General features: G+C 64.3%; 13 protein-coding genes. 3 read left to right on the forward strand and 10 right to left on the reverse strand.

All coding sequences use genetic code 11. The features are described from left to right. Positions 1 to 49: 49 nt before the first annotated feature. The 10 genes from QX094_RS10775 to QX094_RS10820 form a co-directional block, all read right to left on the reverse strand. Positions 50 to 685 carry a response regulator transcription factor gene (locus QX094_RS10775; RefSeq protein WP_315750719.1) on the reverse strand — a complete coding sequence of 212 codons (636 nt, stop codon included), beginning with the start codon at positions 683 to 685 and terminating at the stop codon, positions 50 to 52. Between the two features lie 461 nt (positions 686 to 1,146). Continuing rightward, positions 1,147 to 1,656 (reverse strand): response regulator, encoded by a 510-nt coding sequence (locus tag QX094_RS10780; protein ID WP_315750717.1) that lies wholly within the window; start codon positions 1,654 to 1,656, stop codon positions 1,147 to 1,149. Between the two features lie 197 nt (positions 1,657 to 1,853). Beyond that, positions 1,854 to 2,177 carry a PilZ domain-containing protein gene (locus tag QX094_RS10785; protein WP_315716973.1) on the reverse strand — a complete coding sequence of 108 codons (324 nt, stop codon included), beginning with the start codon at positions 2,175 to 2,177 and terminating at the stop codon, positions 1,854 to 1,856. Between the two features lie 34 nt (positions 2,178 to 2,211). Beyond that, entirely contained in the window at positions 2,212 to 3,081 is an 870-nt protein-coding gene (locus QX094_RS10790) for a protein-glutamate O-methyltransferase CheR (protein ID WP_315750716.1), read from the reverse strand. 29 nt (positions 3,082 to 3,110) lie between these two features. Further along, a complete protein-coding gene (locus QX094_RS10795) occupies positions 3,111 to 3,500 on the reverse strand; it encodes a response regulator (protein ID WP_315716971.1) in 390 nt (129 codons plus the stop codon). A gap of 30 nt (positions 3,501 to 3,530) precedes the next feature. After that, a complete protein-coding gene (locus QX094_RS10800) occupies positions 3,531 to 4,004 on the reverse strand; it encodes a chemotaxis protein CheW (protein WP_315800634.1) in 474 nt (157 codons plus the stop codon). A 26-nt stretch (positions 4,005 to 4,030) separates the two neighbouring features. After that, on the reverse strand, positions 4,031 to 6,799 hold the full coding sequence (locus QX094_RS10805; protein WP_315714011.1) for a hybrid sensor histidine kinase/response regulator: 2,769 nt from the start codon (positions 6,797 to 6,799) through the stop codon (positions 4,031 to 4,033). Between the two features lie 257 nt (positions 6,800 to 7,056). After that, entirely contained in the window at positions 7,057 to 7,452 is a 396-nt protein-coding gene (gene flbT, locus QX094_RS10810) for a flagellar biosynthesis repressor FlbT (RefSeq protein ID WP_315740791.1), read from the reverse strand. A 216-nt stretch (positions 7,453 to 7,668) separates the two neighbouring features. Next, on the reverse strand, positions 7,669 to 9,219 hold the full coding sequence (locus tag QX094_RS10815) for a flagellin (protein ID WP_316187915.1): 1,551 nt from the start codon (positions 9,217 to 9,219) through the stop codon (positions 7,669 to 7,671). Positions 9,220 to 9,516: 297 nt separating this feature from the next. Continuing rightward, complete coding sequence (locus QX094_RS10820; RefSeq protein ID WP_410052892.1) at positions 9,517 to 10,266, reverse strand: histidine kinase dimerization/phospho-acceptor domain-containing protein; 750 nt, start codon at positions 10,264 to 10,266, stop codon at positions 9,517 to 9,519. A gap of 671 nt (positions 10,267 to 10,937) precedes the next feature. Between QX094_RS10820 and QX094_RS10825 the strand changes: the two genes are divergently transcribed. The 3 genes from QX094_RS10825 to QX094_RS10835 all read left to right on the forward strand — a co-directional run bounded on the left by QX094_RS10825 (position 10,938) and on the right by QX094_RS10835 (position 12,825). Next, a complete protein-coding gene (locus QX094_RS10825; protein WP_315715994.1) occupies positions 10,938 to 11,660 on the forward strand; it encodes a Crp/Fnr family transcriptional regulator in 723 nt (240 codons plus the stop codon). Between the two features lie 237 nt (positions 11,661 to 11,897). Further along, on the forward strand, positions 11,898 to 12,287 hold the full coding sequence (locus QX094_RS10830; RefSeq protein ID WP_008968243.1) for a response regulator: 390 nt from the start codon (positions 11,898 to 11,900) through the stop codon (positions 12,285 to 12,287). A 223-nt stretch (positions 12,288 to 12,510) separates the two neighbouring features. Beyond that, positions 12,511 to 12,825: a response regulator gene (locus tag QX094_RS10835; RefSeq protein ID WP_316188209.1), complete on the forward strand. Its 315-nt coding sequence runs from the start codon at positions 12,511 to 12,513 to the stop codon at positions 12,823 to 12,825. Positions 12,826 to 12,831: the final 6 nt, after the last annotated feature.

The raw sequence follows: 12,831 nt of genomic DNA on the forward strand, positions 1-12,831 counted from the left end.
TTGCCGCTACTCCAGCTTGAGGCCACGTGCGGGCGGCCCGGCCATCGGCTCAATTGGCGCGCGACGCCGTCATCACGATGCGGATCAGATCGGCCGCGTTGCGCGCGCCGAGCTTCTTCATGATGTTGGCGCGGTGATCCTCGATCGTGCGCGGGCTGATGCCCAGCGTGCGCCCCGCCTCCTTGTTCGAGGCCCCCGCCGTGAATTGTTCCAGGACCTCGCGCTCGCGCCGCGTCAGCGGCTCGCGGCCGGGGAAATGCAGCGAGCCGATCTTCGGCGAGGCATTCTCCTTCTGCCGCCGCGCGAACGCGCCGATCGCCTCGTTCAGACGGGCCACGATCTCACTGCCGCGGAACGGCTTCTCGATGAAGTCGAGCGCCCCGTTCTTGATCGCATTGACGGCCATCGGGATGTCGCCCTGGCCCGAGATCATGAAGATCGGAGCCGGATAGTCCTCGCCGTGCAGTTCCCTGAGAATGTCGAGACCGGACTTTCCGGGGATGTGCACGTCGAGCAGGATACAGGCCGGTGTCCTGCTCCGCGCCACCGCCAGGAGCGCGGCGCCGTCCGCAAAACAGATCACTTCATACCCACCTGCCGACAAGACCATCGAGAGGGTGTCGCGCACGGCTGGGTCGTCATCGACGACAAAAATCTCACCGCGGGAAGCTGTTTGTTCGGCCATGGGCGATTGCTCTTGCAAAGGAGAAGAAACAATGAAAGCGCGTCTTATGATACCATACTCGTCGGGTGCTTTGGGCACCCGTATTTGTACGGTTTATGATCCTAACCCACAAGTAGTAGCTGCAGATCGGTGATCGCCTTCACGAGACCATGATCTGGACACGATCTCAAGGCAGTCGTCTCGGGCAGCATGCTGCCTTGCAAAAACACATCAACGCCGACAGCGTCATGATCGACATCAAACTCTGATCGCATCGGCGTTGCCCACGTGCACCACGCCCACAGACATGCTCGGCGGCGGACGCGTGCACGGCCCTCAGCCCACGAAAATCTGCACGGCATTTGACACAAGACGTACAGCCGTCAGCCGGCCTTGCCCTCGTTTTGATCAGAGATCGGCGGGATTCGGACGTTGCATAGGATTGTGCGCCCTGGACCGCGGCTTGCGCCGATGCAGCTCTGTCAGGACCGATGCTTCGCGGCAACACTTTCGGCGGCGACGCCGCCCCAGGTGTGAACCACGGGCAGGCCGAGCACAGTCTTGCCGAGATTCGCCAGGCAGATGCGCAACGCTGCCAGATCGACTGGCTTCGGCAGGCTCTGCAGGTCGATCCCGAGCGAGCGCGCGAACAGCCGGGCCTCAATTCGCTTTGCCGCATCCATGCCGCTGATCACGATCACGGAACCGGCGAAGCGGGTATCTGCGATGACCTTGAGGACCTCGGTCCCCTCGCCATCCTCGAGCATGAGATCGAGCGTCACGCAGTCAAAGCGGTTGTTGCGCACCTCGCGGATCGCATCGCTGCACGTGGCCGCGACCGTCACGGCGTGGCCGGCCTGCTTGGCCGCCAGCGCGATCAGCGTCCGCTGCGCGGCGTCGTCGTCGACGACCAAGAGCTGCAGCGCGCGCCGTTCGCCATCATCGGCGCGCTCCGACCGGCTGGATGCAAGTTCCGAACTCATGACCGGCATTGGCCGTCCCTGGAAAATTTGACCGACGTCGTTGTCATACACGTCCGACCCTGCGGCGACGTAAAGCGGCTCTCGGAAAAAAGGCCACGCGTCTTAGGACTTGCGCAGGACCCGGGCTGGCGCGTCTCCTCGTCGCTCCGCGCGCGGAAGTTTCCCGAGCGGCGGGCGAGCAATGCGCCGTGCTGCCGCAAGGCGAACTAGTTGACGGTCGTTTCCTGGCCGGCGGAAGCGTTGCCACGTTTCTTCTTGTTCTTTCCCTTGATGAACTGGATGTCCATCTCGGAGCCGTTGACCCGGACCAGCTCGCAGCGGCGGTAGGCGAGCCCCGTCGAGGACAGCAGCAGAAAGAACTCTTTCAGATTCAATCCCTGGATCGATCCCTCGACCGTCAGCACCGCGTCGGTGTCCGAGATGGCGTTGAGCTGGCAGTCCCTGCGCCAGGTCCCGTCGATGCCCATGATGCAGACATCGTAACCACGGCTGAAGGTGACGCGCTCCGTACCTTTGTTGTCGTCAGACATCTTCGCGTCCTGCTCTATTGGGCTGCGGGAACATCTAGTTGCCCGCGGCCGCGATCCTGGGCATTCCCGGAGCGGACGCCTTCGCCGCGGAAGCGATCCCGCTCGGGCGATACAGGCCACGCCGGTCCGCGAGCGGCTTGAACACGTCGGTGAGGCCGACGACGGTCTCCGCCGCACCGAGTACGAGGAAGCCGTCCGGCTCCATCTGCTTGGCGAGCCGGCCGAAGATGTTGATCTTGGTGTCCTGATCGAAATAGATCAGCACGTTGCGGCAGAACACGACGTCGAACGTGCCGAGCTGTGAGAAGTCGTGCAGCAGATTGAGCTGGCGATGCTGGACCATGCCGCGCACGTCGGAATTGATCTGCCAGAGTTCGCCTGCCTGCTTGAAATATTTGACCAGAAGCTGGATCGGCAGCCCGCGCTGCACCTCGAACTGGCTGTAGAGGCCGGCCTTCGATTTCTCCAGCACCTCCTGCGACAGATCGGTGGCGATGATCTCGATGCGCCATCCACTGAGCGCAGATCCCATCTCCTTGAGCGACATCGCCAGCGAATACGGCTCCTGGCCGGTCGAGCAAGCAGCGCACCAGATCCGGATCGACTTGCGGTTGGCGCGCGCCTTGAGGAGCTCCGGCATGATCACGTCGCGAAAATGATCGAACGGGACCTTGTCGCGGAAGAAGAACGTCTCGTTGGTCGTCATCGCTTCGACGACCTGGCTGATCAAGGCGCTCGACCCGTCCTTCAGCTTCTGGACGAGATCGCTGATGCTGGCCAGGCCGGCCTTGCGCGCGAGCGGAAGCAGGCGGCTCTCGATCAGATATTGCTTGTCGGCAGACAGATCGAGACCGGACTTGTCTCGAAGCAGCTTGCGCAGGAACTCATAATCAGGCTGGTTCACGGGCGGCCTCTTCTGGGCAGACGAAGGGATCAGGCGGATTCGGCTGACAGCGCCTGGATGAGACCAACTTCCTGGAATTTGGCGGCCACAATCTCTTTGTCGAACGGCTTCATGATGTATTCGTTGGCGCCGGCGTTCAGCGCGCGCGAAATGTGATCGATGTCGTTTTCGGTGGTGCAGAACACCACCTTGGGGCCTTCGCCGCCCGGCAGCCGGCGCAGGCGCCCGAGGAAATCATAACCGTCCATGACGGGCATGTTCCAGTCGAGCAGAATGGCGTCCGGCAGGCTCTTGGTGCAGATCTCGAGCGCCCGCTCGCCATCCTCCGCCTCGACGACGGAGAAGCCCAACTCCTCCAGGATACGCCGTGCGATCTTGCGCACGACGCTGGAGTCATCCACGACCAGACAGCTCTTCATTGTTGTCTCCCCTATGGGACGGTTGACGGGCTAGGCGGCGATTGCTGCCTTCGGCAGGAGTTCGAGCACGCGATCGACGTCGAGAATGACCATCAGCTGGCCGTCGAGGCGGTGCACGCCGCCGGCGAATTTCGCCATGCGCGGGTCGAGATTGACGGGGTTCTCCTCCCGGCCCTCCTCGGGCAGCCGCAGCACCTCGCCGATCTGGTCGATCAGGAGACCGTAGGACTCGCCGCGCAGATCGACGCCGACCGCCATCGGCGGCTTGCCGTCCTCGGCGCGGGCAAGGCCGAGCCGCGCCCGCATGTCGACGACGGTCACGATGCGGCCGCGCAGGTTCAGGACCCCGGCGATCTCCGCCGATGACAGCGGCACCCGCGTCACCCGCTCCGGCATGAACACGTCCTGTACCCGGGAGATCGGCAGGCCGAACAGCTGGCCGCCGATCATCGCAGTGACGTATTCGACGGCGGCGCCCTCGGTGGTTTCGATCTTGCTGCTCATCGCACGCTACTCCTGTCCGCTTGCTGTCACGCGGCCCGCCGGTTGGCTTCGGCGCGGGCCCGTTCCTCGATCTGTTCCTTCAGCGCCGCGATCAGGCCTGGCCGGTCGAACTTGGCGATGTAGTCGTAGAGGCCCGCCTGGCGGCCGCGCTCGATCGCCGCCGGCGACACCAGCGACGACACCGCGATGACCGGCATCTGGCTCAGGTTCTGGTCGGCGCGGATCGCCTCGGTGAACTCGAAGCCGTTCATCTCCGGCATCTCGATGTCGGTGACGACGATGTCGAAGCTGTGCCCGGAGCGCAGCGTGGCCAGGCCCTCGATCGCCGAGGCCGCCGTGCGCACCTTGTAGCCGGCCGACTTCAACACCGGCGCCAGCATGTTGCGGAAGAACGGCGAGTCGTCGACCAGCAGCACCGACTGCGTCTGCGCGTCGGTGTGCATCTCCTTGCGGATGAACCAGTCGGCGAAGGCCATCGGCAGGAAGTGGCCGACGTCGATCACCTCGGTCGCCTGGCCCTTGATCACCGCCGAGCCGAGGATGCCGTCCTTGGCGCCGGAGACCTGGATGTTGAGCCGCTCCTCGACGATGTCGATGATCTCGTCGACCACGAGGCCCATCGCGCGGGTCTCGTCGGCGAACACCAGGATCGGCTGCGAGCCCGACGTCTGCACCGACACGCCTTCCATCTGCACCAGGGGCATCAGCTGGTCGCGGTACTGCACCATGTAGCGGCCGTTGGAGATCTCGATCTTGTCGGCCGCGATCTCCTCCAGGCGCGTGACCAGCGCCAGCGGCACCGCCTTGGGCTGCGCCGTGCCGGCGCGGAACACCAGCAGCGAGGTGAGCTGCTCGCCGCCGATGGCGTGATGCGCGGCGTGCTCGTCGGACACCGCCTGCGAGGCCGAGCCGGCGGCGCCGAGCGCTTTCGCAATGCCGTTCGGATCGATGATCATGATCACGGCGCCGTCGCCCAGGATGGTGTTGCCCGAGAACATGTCGATGTGACGCAGCTTGGTCGACATCGGCTTGACCACGATTTCCTCGGTGTGGAACACGCAGTCGACCACGATGCCGAAGGTCTGGTTGCCGACCTGCGTCACCACGATGAAGCCGTTCTCCGGATCGGTCGACGAGCCGTCGTCGATCTTCAGGAGCTTCTTCAGATGCATCAGCGGCAGCAGCTTGTTGCGCAAGCGCAAGACCGCGGTGTCCTTGATGCGCTCGATGCGATGCTCGGAGTTGGCGCGCGCACGCACCAACTCGACGACCGACAATTGCGGGATCGCGAAGCGGTCGCCGCCGGCTTCGACGATCAGCGCCGAGACGATCGCGAGCGTCAGCGGGATCTTGATGGTGACCGAGGTGCCCTCGCCGAGCACCGACTTGATGTCGATGGTGCCGCCGATCTGGTCGATGTTGGTGCGCACCACGTCCATGCCGACGCCGCGGCCCGAGACCGAGGTGACGGCGGCCGCGGTCGAGAAGCCCGGCTCGAAGATGAACTTGTGGATCTGCGCTTCCGTCATCTTCTCGAGCTCGGCCTCGGTGACGAGGCCGTTCGCCAAGGCCTTGGCCTTGATGCGCTCGGTGTTGAGGCCGCGGCCGTTGTCGGCGATGCAGATGATGATATGGCCGCCTTCGTGATAGGCGGACAGCCGGATGGTGCCCTGCTCGGCCTTGCCGGCCGCGGCGCGCTCGGCCATCGTCTCCAGGCCGTGATCGGCGGAGTTGCGCACCATGTGGGTGAGCGGGTCCTTGATCAGGTCGAGCACCTGGCGGTCGAGCTCGGTGTCGGCGCCGTGCATCTCGAGCTCGATCTGCTTGCCGAGTTCGGTGGCGAGGTCGCGGACGATGCGCGGCAGCTTCTGCCAGGCATTGCCGATCGGCTGCATGCGCGTCTTCATGACGCCCTCCTGCAGCTCGGCGGTGACGTTGGACAGCCGCTGCAGCGGCACCTTGAACTCGGTGTCCTCGTTGCGGCGGGCGATCTCCAGGAGCTGGTTGCGCGTCAGCACCAGCTCCGAGACCATCGTCATCAGATGTTCGAGCGTGTCGACGTTGACGCGGATCGACTGGTTGGCGACCTTGTCGTTCTCGTGCACCTCGCCGTCGGCATTGACCTTCGGCCGCGCCGCCTTCTTCGGCTCGGCCTTGGCCTCTGCTTCCGCCTTGGCAGGCCCGGCCTTGGCGACCGGCGCCGGGGCAGCGGCCTTGGGCTCAGGCGCCTTCTCATGCGCGGGCGGCAACTCGATCGCGGTCTCGCGGAAGGCCCGCTCGAGCTCGTCGAGCGACACTTCGCCCGGACGCAGCGGACGCTCCAGCGTCTGGTCGATCAGCGAGCCGTGCGTCACCGCGGGGGCGGGCGGCGCGGCCGGCACCAGCGGCGGGGCCGCTTCGCCGGCGGCCATGGCCGCCATGCCGCGCTCGACCATGGCCTCGAGCTCGCTGATGAGGTCGCGGTCCTCGCCCTCGGGCTCGGCCTCGTTGGCCTCGAGCTGTCCCAGGATGTCCTTGATGCGGTCGATCGTGGTCAGGATCAGCGTGACGGCCTCGCCGGTCACCGGCATGCCGTCGCGGAATTTGCCCATCAATGTTTCGGCGGCATGCGCCAGTGCTTCGAGCCGCGGCAGGCCGAGGAAGCCGCAGGTCCCCTTGATCGTGTGCACCAGCCGGAAGATGTTATCGAGGATCTTGGCGTTGTTCGGCTCCTGCTCGAACCGCACCAATTGATTGTCGACGGTGTCCAGGCTCTCGCTGGTCTCCGTCAGGAACTCACGCAACAGATCGTCCATGAAACTGGCCTTCCAAGAATTGGCGCCGCGGTCACGGGGCGACCGCTGATCCTGTCAGAGCGACGGTCGGTCACGGCCTTCACCAGCAGCGCGGATCGATACCCGGCCCTCGGCGACTCCGGCTGAACAGACTTTTGTCCACGCCATCGTTAGGTGGGGCTTTTATCCGTCCCGTTAATTTTATTGTCCGTGCTAATACGGACGTAGTACCAACCTCTCAGGCTGTGGCGAGCCCGGCTCCTTCCGCGGCCGGAATGTCAAGGCATCGCTTCGGCCGGCGCGACTGCGCGATCCTCTCGCTCGATCAGCGCCCTGATCTCCTTCAGAGCCTTGTACAGCGCTCCTTCCGTGACATGGCGATCCACCGTCTCGGCTTGGCCGGCGGCTTCCGGAATCGCCCTGCGCAACTCGTTCATACAGGCGAGATAGGACGCGCGATAACGGATCGCGTCGTTCTTCAGATACATCGTCTGGACGCAGAGATAGAGGCGCTTGGCCGGCGTATCGGCGGTCTCGGCGGTGACGGTGTCACGCTCGCGGAGGATGGGCGCGTCGCCTTCGACGATGAAGCGGGCGCGCGTATTCGAATTAACGATGACGCTGTCGCCGATCACGATGCGCTCGAAAGGCTTCAGCTCGACCCGCAGGGGCATGGCCCAGTCTCCTCTCAGAAGGCTCCTCTCGGGAGTCTCCTCTCGGGAGCGGCGTCGTCGGCAGGCTGCATTCGCGTCGACACGACGTTGCTCTCGTGCTCGCTGTCCGGCTGATCCGGCGCCGCAGCCGAGCGGCGTCAATTTGCGAATAGTCTAGAGCCGAAAACGGCGGGGCAAGCCCCGCCGCCTCCGATATTCGTGGGTGCCGCCCGCGCCTTAGCGCAGGAGCTGCAGCACGCTCGCCTGCGACTGGTTGGCGAGCGACAGCGCGGACACCGCGATCGACTGGCGGGTCGACAGCGCCTGGCTGTTGGCCGCTTCCTCGTTGGTGTCGGCCAGCGTCAGGTTCGACGAGCCGGTCTGCAGCACGTTGATCAGGTTCTTGTTGAAGTCCTGACGAACCTGCACCACCGAGAGGTTCGAACCCAGCGTGGAGGCCTCGTTGCGCAGCGTGGAGCTCGCCGAGTTGAGGACGCCGATGACCTTGTTCGCCGAGTTGTTGTCGAGGAAGTCGGTGCCCGAGGTCAGGTTCGACAGGCCGAGGCCAGCCGAGTTGAACGTGACACCGGTGATCGACAGCGTCGACTTACCCGTTTCGTTGAAGGTCAACTTCAGCGTGTCGCCGTTCAGCAGGTTGATGCCGTTGAACGAAGCGTCAGCCGCGGTCGTGTTGATCTGCGCCAGCACGTTGTTGTACTGGGAGACCAGGCTCGCGCGCTGCGTCTGCGCGGTCGCGTCCGCCACCGGAGCCGCCGCCGTCAGACCGTTGAAGGCCTGGCTGGATGCAGCCGACGTACCGCCGATCGCACCGATCGTGGCCGAAGCCGCGTCGTTGGTCGTGGTGATCGAGATCTTGCCGGTGGACGAGTCGACCGTGGCCTGCAGGTTGTTGGCTGCGAGCTTCGCGTTGAGATCGTTCAGCGACTTGACCTGTCCTGTCCCTAGACCGAACGTGATGCTTGTCGCCGTGCCACCTCCTGTGGCGCCGACCGTCAAGGTCTGACCTGACAAGCCGTCGCCGACAGCAGTCAGCCCGAGCTTGCCCAAGGTGCCGGTGCTGCCCGAGAGCGTCAATCCCGCCGCCGGCGGCGTCAGGGTGATCGCACCCGCGGTGATCGACGCGGTCACGCCGGTCTGGGTCTGGATCGCCGACAGCAGGTTGCTGACGCTGTCGCCGATGCCGATGTTGGTGCCCGTCGAGGACGTGCCGGTGATGAAGGTGAAGGTGGTGCCGTTGACGACCAGCGTCTCACCGGAGGTGATGCCGGTGGCGAGGTTGTTCGACGCGGTGCCCGCCGTACCCGACAGCTTGGTCGAGCCGGTGATCGCCACGGCGCTGGAGGTATTGTCGTTGTTCACGACCGAGCCGGTCACAGCCGTCGAGCTGGAGCCGAGCAGGTCGGTGGCGGTCGCGCCGGTCAGAGCCGCCGAGGTCACGCTCGACTTGGTGGAGTAGCCCACCGCGCTCTGCAGCACCTGGTTGGCGATCGACTTGGCGCTGTCGACGAGCTTCTGCAGCGAGGTGATGCCGGTGTTGGCGGCCTGCAGCACCTGCACGCCGTTGCCGATGCCGTCGAGCAGATTGGAGATGTCGGAAGCGCGGTTGTCGAGACCCTGGGCGGTGAAGAAGTTGGTCGGATTGTCGAGCGCCGAGTTGACCTTCTTGCCCGTGGAGAGGTTGTTCTGCGTGGTGGCGAGGAGCTGAGCCGTCGACTGGAGCGAGAGCAGGTTCTGGCGAACCGACGCAGAGAGTACGATACCTGACATTGTCATTCCCTTCTGGATGAACATGAGTAGACATCGCCGCACCGTTCTGTCGGCGATGGCGCAGACTGGTCCGCGGAATCCTACCCGTTCGTTAAATTGACTTCGGAACGGCCGCGCGCAGCCTCCGCCGCCGCCGTTAATCCTAATTGGCCGCTAATCAGTTTGATCAAATGCGTGCAGGCCGCCGCGATTCACGGTAAAATGGCGCACGGATCCGCGTCTGACGGTCGGCGCGCGCCGATACGCGGTGCGACCGTTAAGGCAGCGCTAACTATGAGCTTGCGGAAGAGCGGCCGGTTACGCGGGGGCGCGGTCCGCGTGCGGGAGGACGATCTCGACGCTGGCGGTCCGGCCGCGCGGCTCCTGGAGCTCCAGACGTCCGTTCGAGCGCCTGACGAAATCCTCGACCAGCCGGATCTCCGAGAACACGGGATCGGCTGGACCGGCCTCCGCCGCACTCACCGACGCCGTCAACACGATCTGCACGTCGGAGGAGATGCCGCCGGCGCCCGAGGCGTCCGCACTCATGCGCCTGGCCTGGATGTCGATGCGGCCGCCGTGCTCCAGTCGATGTCGGGCCCCGATCGCAAGACACAGCAATGCCGCCATCAACTGGCCCGGATCAGCGAAGACGGCCGGCACGTCCGCGCCCACCGACGTCGTCACCTCGACCTCGGTGCCCAATGTCGGACGAAGCAGGCGAGCGACGTCGACCAGGAGCTCGTTCAACTCCACCGCACATGGCTGCGGCGGCCGGCCCCTTGCGAACGACAGAAGCTGCGACGTCAATCGAGCGCCCCGGGTCGCGGCCTCGTCGATCAGACGCGCGACGGCCGCCAGTTCAGGCTTGTCCTCGACCGCTTCGGCGAGAATGTCGATGGTCCCCGTGATCACGGTGAGAATGTTGTTGAAGTCGTGCAGCAGGCCACCGGCAACCTGACCCACGATGGCCATCCCGGGGTGGATGTCCGGCGTCGCTGCAGCCGGAATGTCTGCGCCCGGGCTCGGTAGCGACTGTTTGGACCGCTGGTAGGTGGAAGAGGCCATGAATCCTGCAATACCTGTTGGGGGGGGGAGGACGGCGGGGCTATCGGGACGCAAACGCACGGACGCCGCTGCGATGTTCAGCTTCGTCTTGATGCTCAGCCTTGGCGCTCAGTCTCACCGCTGACCATCGATCGCGCTCCGGCTGGATGCAGCATCAGTCGGACTCCTGCTCCTGCCAGGACGACAACCTCGACACGCCAGTCGCAGGACACCGGCCGATGCCTCCACTCGCGACGAGAGTTGCATCCGACAGAAAAAGATCCGTCAACGAATCAGCGCGCTTATTAGCGATTTTGGCCTCAAGATGTCCGCTGTCAATTGCGGCGCTTGCTACGTGGCGTCCGTGCACATCGGAGCTGCCGCGGCCGGAGCAACGAGACGTTCGCCGCAAGCGTGCTGCGCTGCTTTCACGAGCCGAGGCGGAGGCCGGATGCGTGCCGACTGTATACAACCGCGCGCGATCAGATCAGCACATCGCACACACGTTGATGGCCCAAATCCGCAACGCGCATTCGCGCCTGTCTGCACGACAACGCACACAGCAGGAACGAATGGCCTTTACTGGGAATATTACCCGTGATTCTTCTTGTCAGCGGATGGGACGCAGTTCTATGGAACCATGAGGGCATTGAGATCTGCGAGGCTCCGATACTGCAATGCAGGAGATGGCTTTGGACCCCAGCTTGCGTTCTCCGAACGGTTTCCTGTCGTCGTTGACCGACGATGATTTCGAGCTGATCCGACCCTATCTGCGGACCGTGGATCTGGTGCAAGACTCCATTCTCGCCGAGGTCGGCGAAAAGCTTTCGCGCATCTACTTTCCTCATCGCGGCGTGATCTCGCTGGTCGTGAACCTCGCGCGCGGAGAGCGCGTTCAGGTGGCGATGATCGGTCGCGATAGCTTCTTCGGAAGCATGTCCCTGCTCGCGGGCGGCGATCCGGTGGTGCTGAACAGCGCGGTGGTCCTCGTTCCCGGTGCTGCATCGGTCGTCGACATCGACAGGGTACGGGCAGCCGCCGAACAGAGCCCCTCGTTTCGCGCGCTGATGTTGCGCCACGCACTCGCCATCTACGTGCAGAGTCAGCAGACCGCCGGTTGCAACGCCGCCCACACCGTCGAGTCGCGTCTCGCCCGTTGCCTGCTGCAGACGCATGACCTTTCAGGCGGCAACAAGCTCTACATCACCCAGGAGTCCCTGGCGCAGATGATCGGCGCCCGACGCAACAGCGTTTCGCTGGTGGCGAGCACGCTGCAGCAGGCGGACTTCATCCACTATAGCCGCGGCCATATCGAGATCATCGATCTGGAGGGGCTGAAGAAGACGGCGTGTGAGTGCTACGGCGCCGTGAAGGCCCACTACGAGAATCTGGTCCGGCCGCGCAGCCTGCCGTAAGCAGGCGTCGTTCCGGCCGTCGCGCGCCGGCGCCTCGCCGAACGCCCTTGCCTCCGTACAACTACGGCCCATTGCATGATCCCCATCACCGCTGCGGACGGAATTAACGCGCTGTTCAACGGGCGCTGATAATTGTCGACGTGCTGACGAGCGCGAGTTCCAAGAAGCGTCGAATTATCTTCGTGCTGATATATCTCGCCCGTGTTCGGCTTTTGACCAGACGCGCGGAGTAATGACATGGCCTTTGATCTGTCGATGCCGATCCTGGTGGTCGATGACTACGCCACTATGATCCGGATCATCCGCAACCTGCTGAAGCAGCTCGGATTCGAGAACGTCGACGACGCCAGCGACGGATCGGCCGCGCTCTCCAAGATGCAGGCGAAGAAGTATGGCCTCGTGATCTCCGACTGGAACATGGAGCCGATGACCGGCTACGACCTGCTGCGCGAGGTGCGCGCCAGCCCGGAACTGTCGAAGACGCCGTTCATCATGATCACGGCCGAATCGAAGACCGAGAACGTCATCGCCGCCAAGAAGGCCGGCGTGAGCAACTACATCGTCAAGCCGTTCAATGCTGCGACGCTCAAGACCAAGATGGAAGCCGTGTTCGGCCCGGCCGAATAGCCGAGCTCCCCGGGAATGCCCTGCGCGGCGGCCGGACCGGTGTCCGGCCGCTTTCTCTTTGGCGGACGAACTCCGCGCGGTTGACGACGGCAGGACGCACACATCGCCGCACCCTCCCCGTAGTCGTACGGAAACCAAAATTTACGAGGGGGTCAGAGCCGGCCGGTAGACATGATCCTGCTTGCCGATGACCGTGTCAGGGTGGCAACGGGACAGGGAATTCATGCGCAACGAACTCCTCGTGATCGAAGATGCCGCCGTGCATCTTTCAATCTTGCGAAAGATTGCAGCACAGGCCGGCTTCAACACGACGGACGTGAGCTCGGTCGACGCCGCCTCGATCGTCCTGCAGAAGAGGAGCTTGGACTGCACCATGCTGGACCTCTCGCTGGGCAACCGCCCCGGCACCGAGGTTCTCGAGCTCAACATAGATCCCCCCTTCTCGAAGCCGATCGACCTGATGCGGCCCCGGCAAACTCTGAAGCAGATCGCGCAGCAGACCGATCGCCGGCGGCTGGTCCGAGCGGCGGGCTGGTAGCAGGCG

Source organism: Bradyrhizobium sp. SZCCHNS1050, from assembly GCF_032484785.1.
In the GTDB taxonomy this organism is placed as follows: Bacteria; Pseudomonadota; Alphaproteobacteria; order Rhizobiales; family Xanthobacteraceae; genus Bradyrhizobium.

Bases quoted from the DNA above. Each gene is read 5' to 3' on its own strand.
- QX094_RS10775 (WP_315750719.1), bottom strand. From the start codon at position 685: ATGGCCGAACAAACAGCTTCCCGCGGTGAGATTTTTGTCGTCGATGAC.
- QX094_RS10780 (WP_315750717.1), bottom strand. From the start codon at position 1,656: ATGCCGGTCATGAGTTCGGAACTTGCATCCAGCCGGTCGGAGCGCGCC.
- QX094_RS10785 (WP_315716973.1), bottom strand. From the start codon at position 2,177: ATGTCTGACGACAACAAAGGTACGGAGCGCGTCACCTTCAGCCGTGGT.
- QX094_RS10795 (WP_315716971.1), bottom strand. From the start codon at position 3,500: ATGAAGAGCTGTCTGGTCGTGGATGACTCCAGCGTCGTGCGCAAGATC.
- QX094_RS10800 (WP_315800634.1), bottom strand. From the start codon at position 4,004: ATGAGCAGCAAGATCGAAACCACCGAGGGCGCCGCCGTCGAATACGTC.
- QX094_RS10805 (WP_315714011.1), bottom strand. From the start codon at position 6,799: ATGGACGATCTGTTGCGTGAGTTCCTGACGGAGACCAGCGAGAGCCTG.
- flbT (WP_315740791.1), bottom strand. From the start codon at position 7,452: ATGCCCCTGCGGGTCGAGCTGAAGCCTTTCGAGCGCATCGTGATCGGC.
- QX094_RS10815 (WP_316187915.1), bottom strand. From the start codon at position 9,219: ATGTCAGGTATCGTACTCTCTGCGTCGGTTCGCCAGAACCTGCTCTCG.
- QX094_RS10820 (WP_410052892.1), bottom strand. From the start codon at position 10,266: ATGGCCTCTTCCACCTACCAGCGGTCCAAACAGTCGCTACCGAGCCCG.
- QX094_RS10830 (WP_008968243.1), top strand. From the start codon at position 11,898: ATGGCCTTTGATCTGTCGATGCCGATCCTGGTGGTCGATGACTACGCC.
- QX094_RS10835 (WP_316188209.1), top strand. From the start codon at position 12,511: ATGCGCAACGAACTCCTCGTGATCGAAGATGCCGCCGTGCATCTTTCA.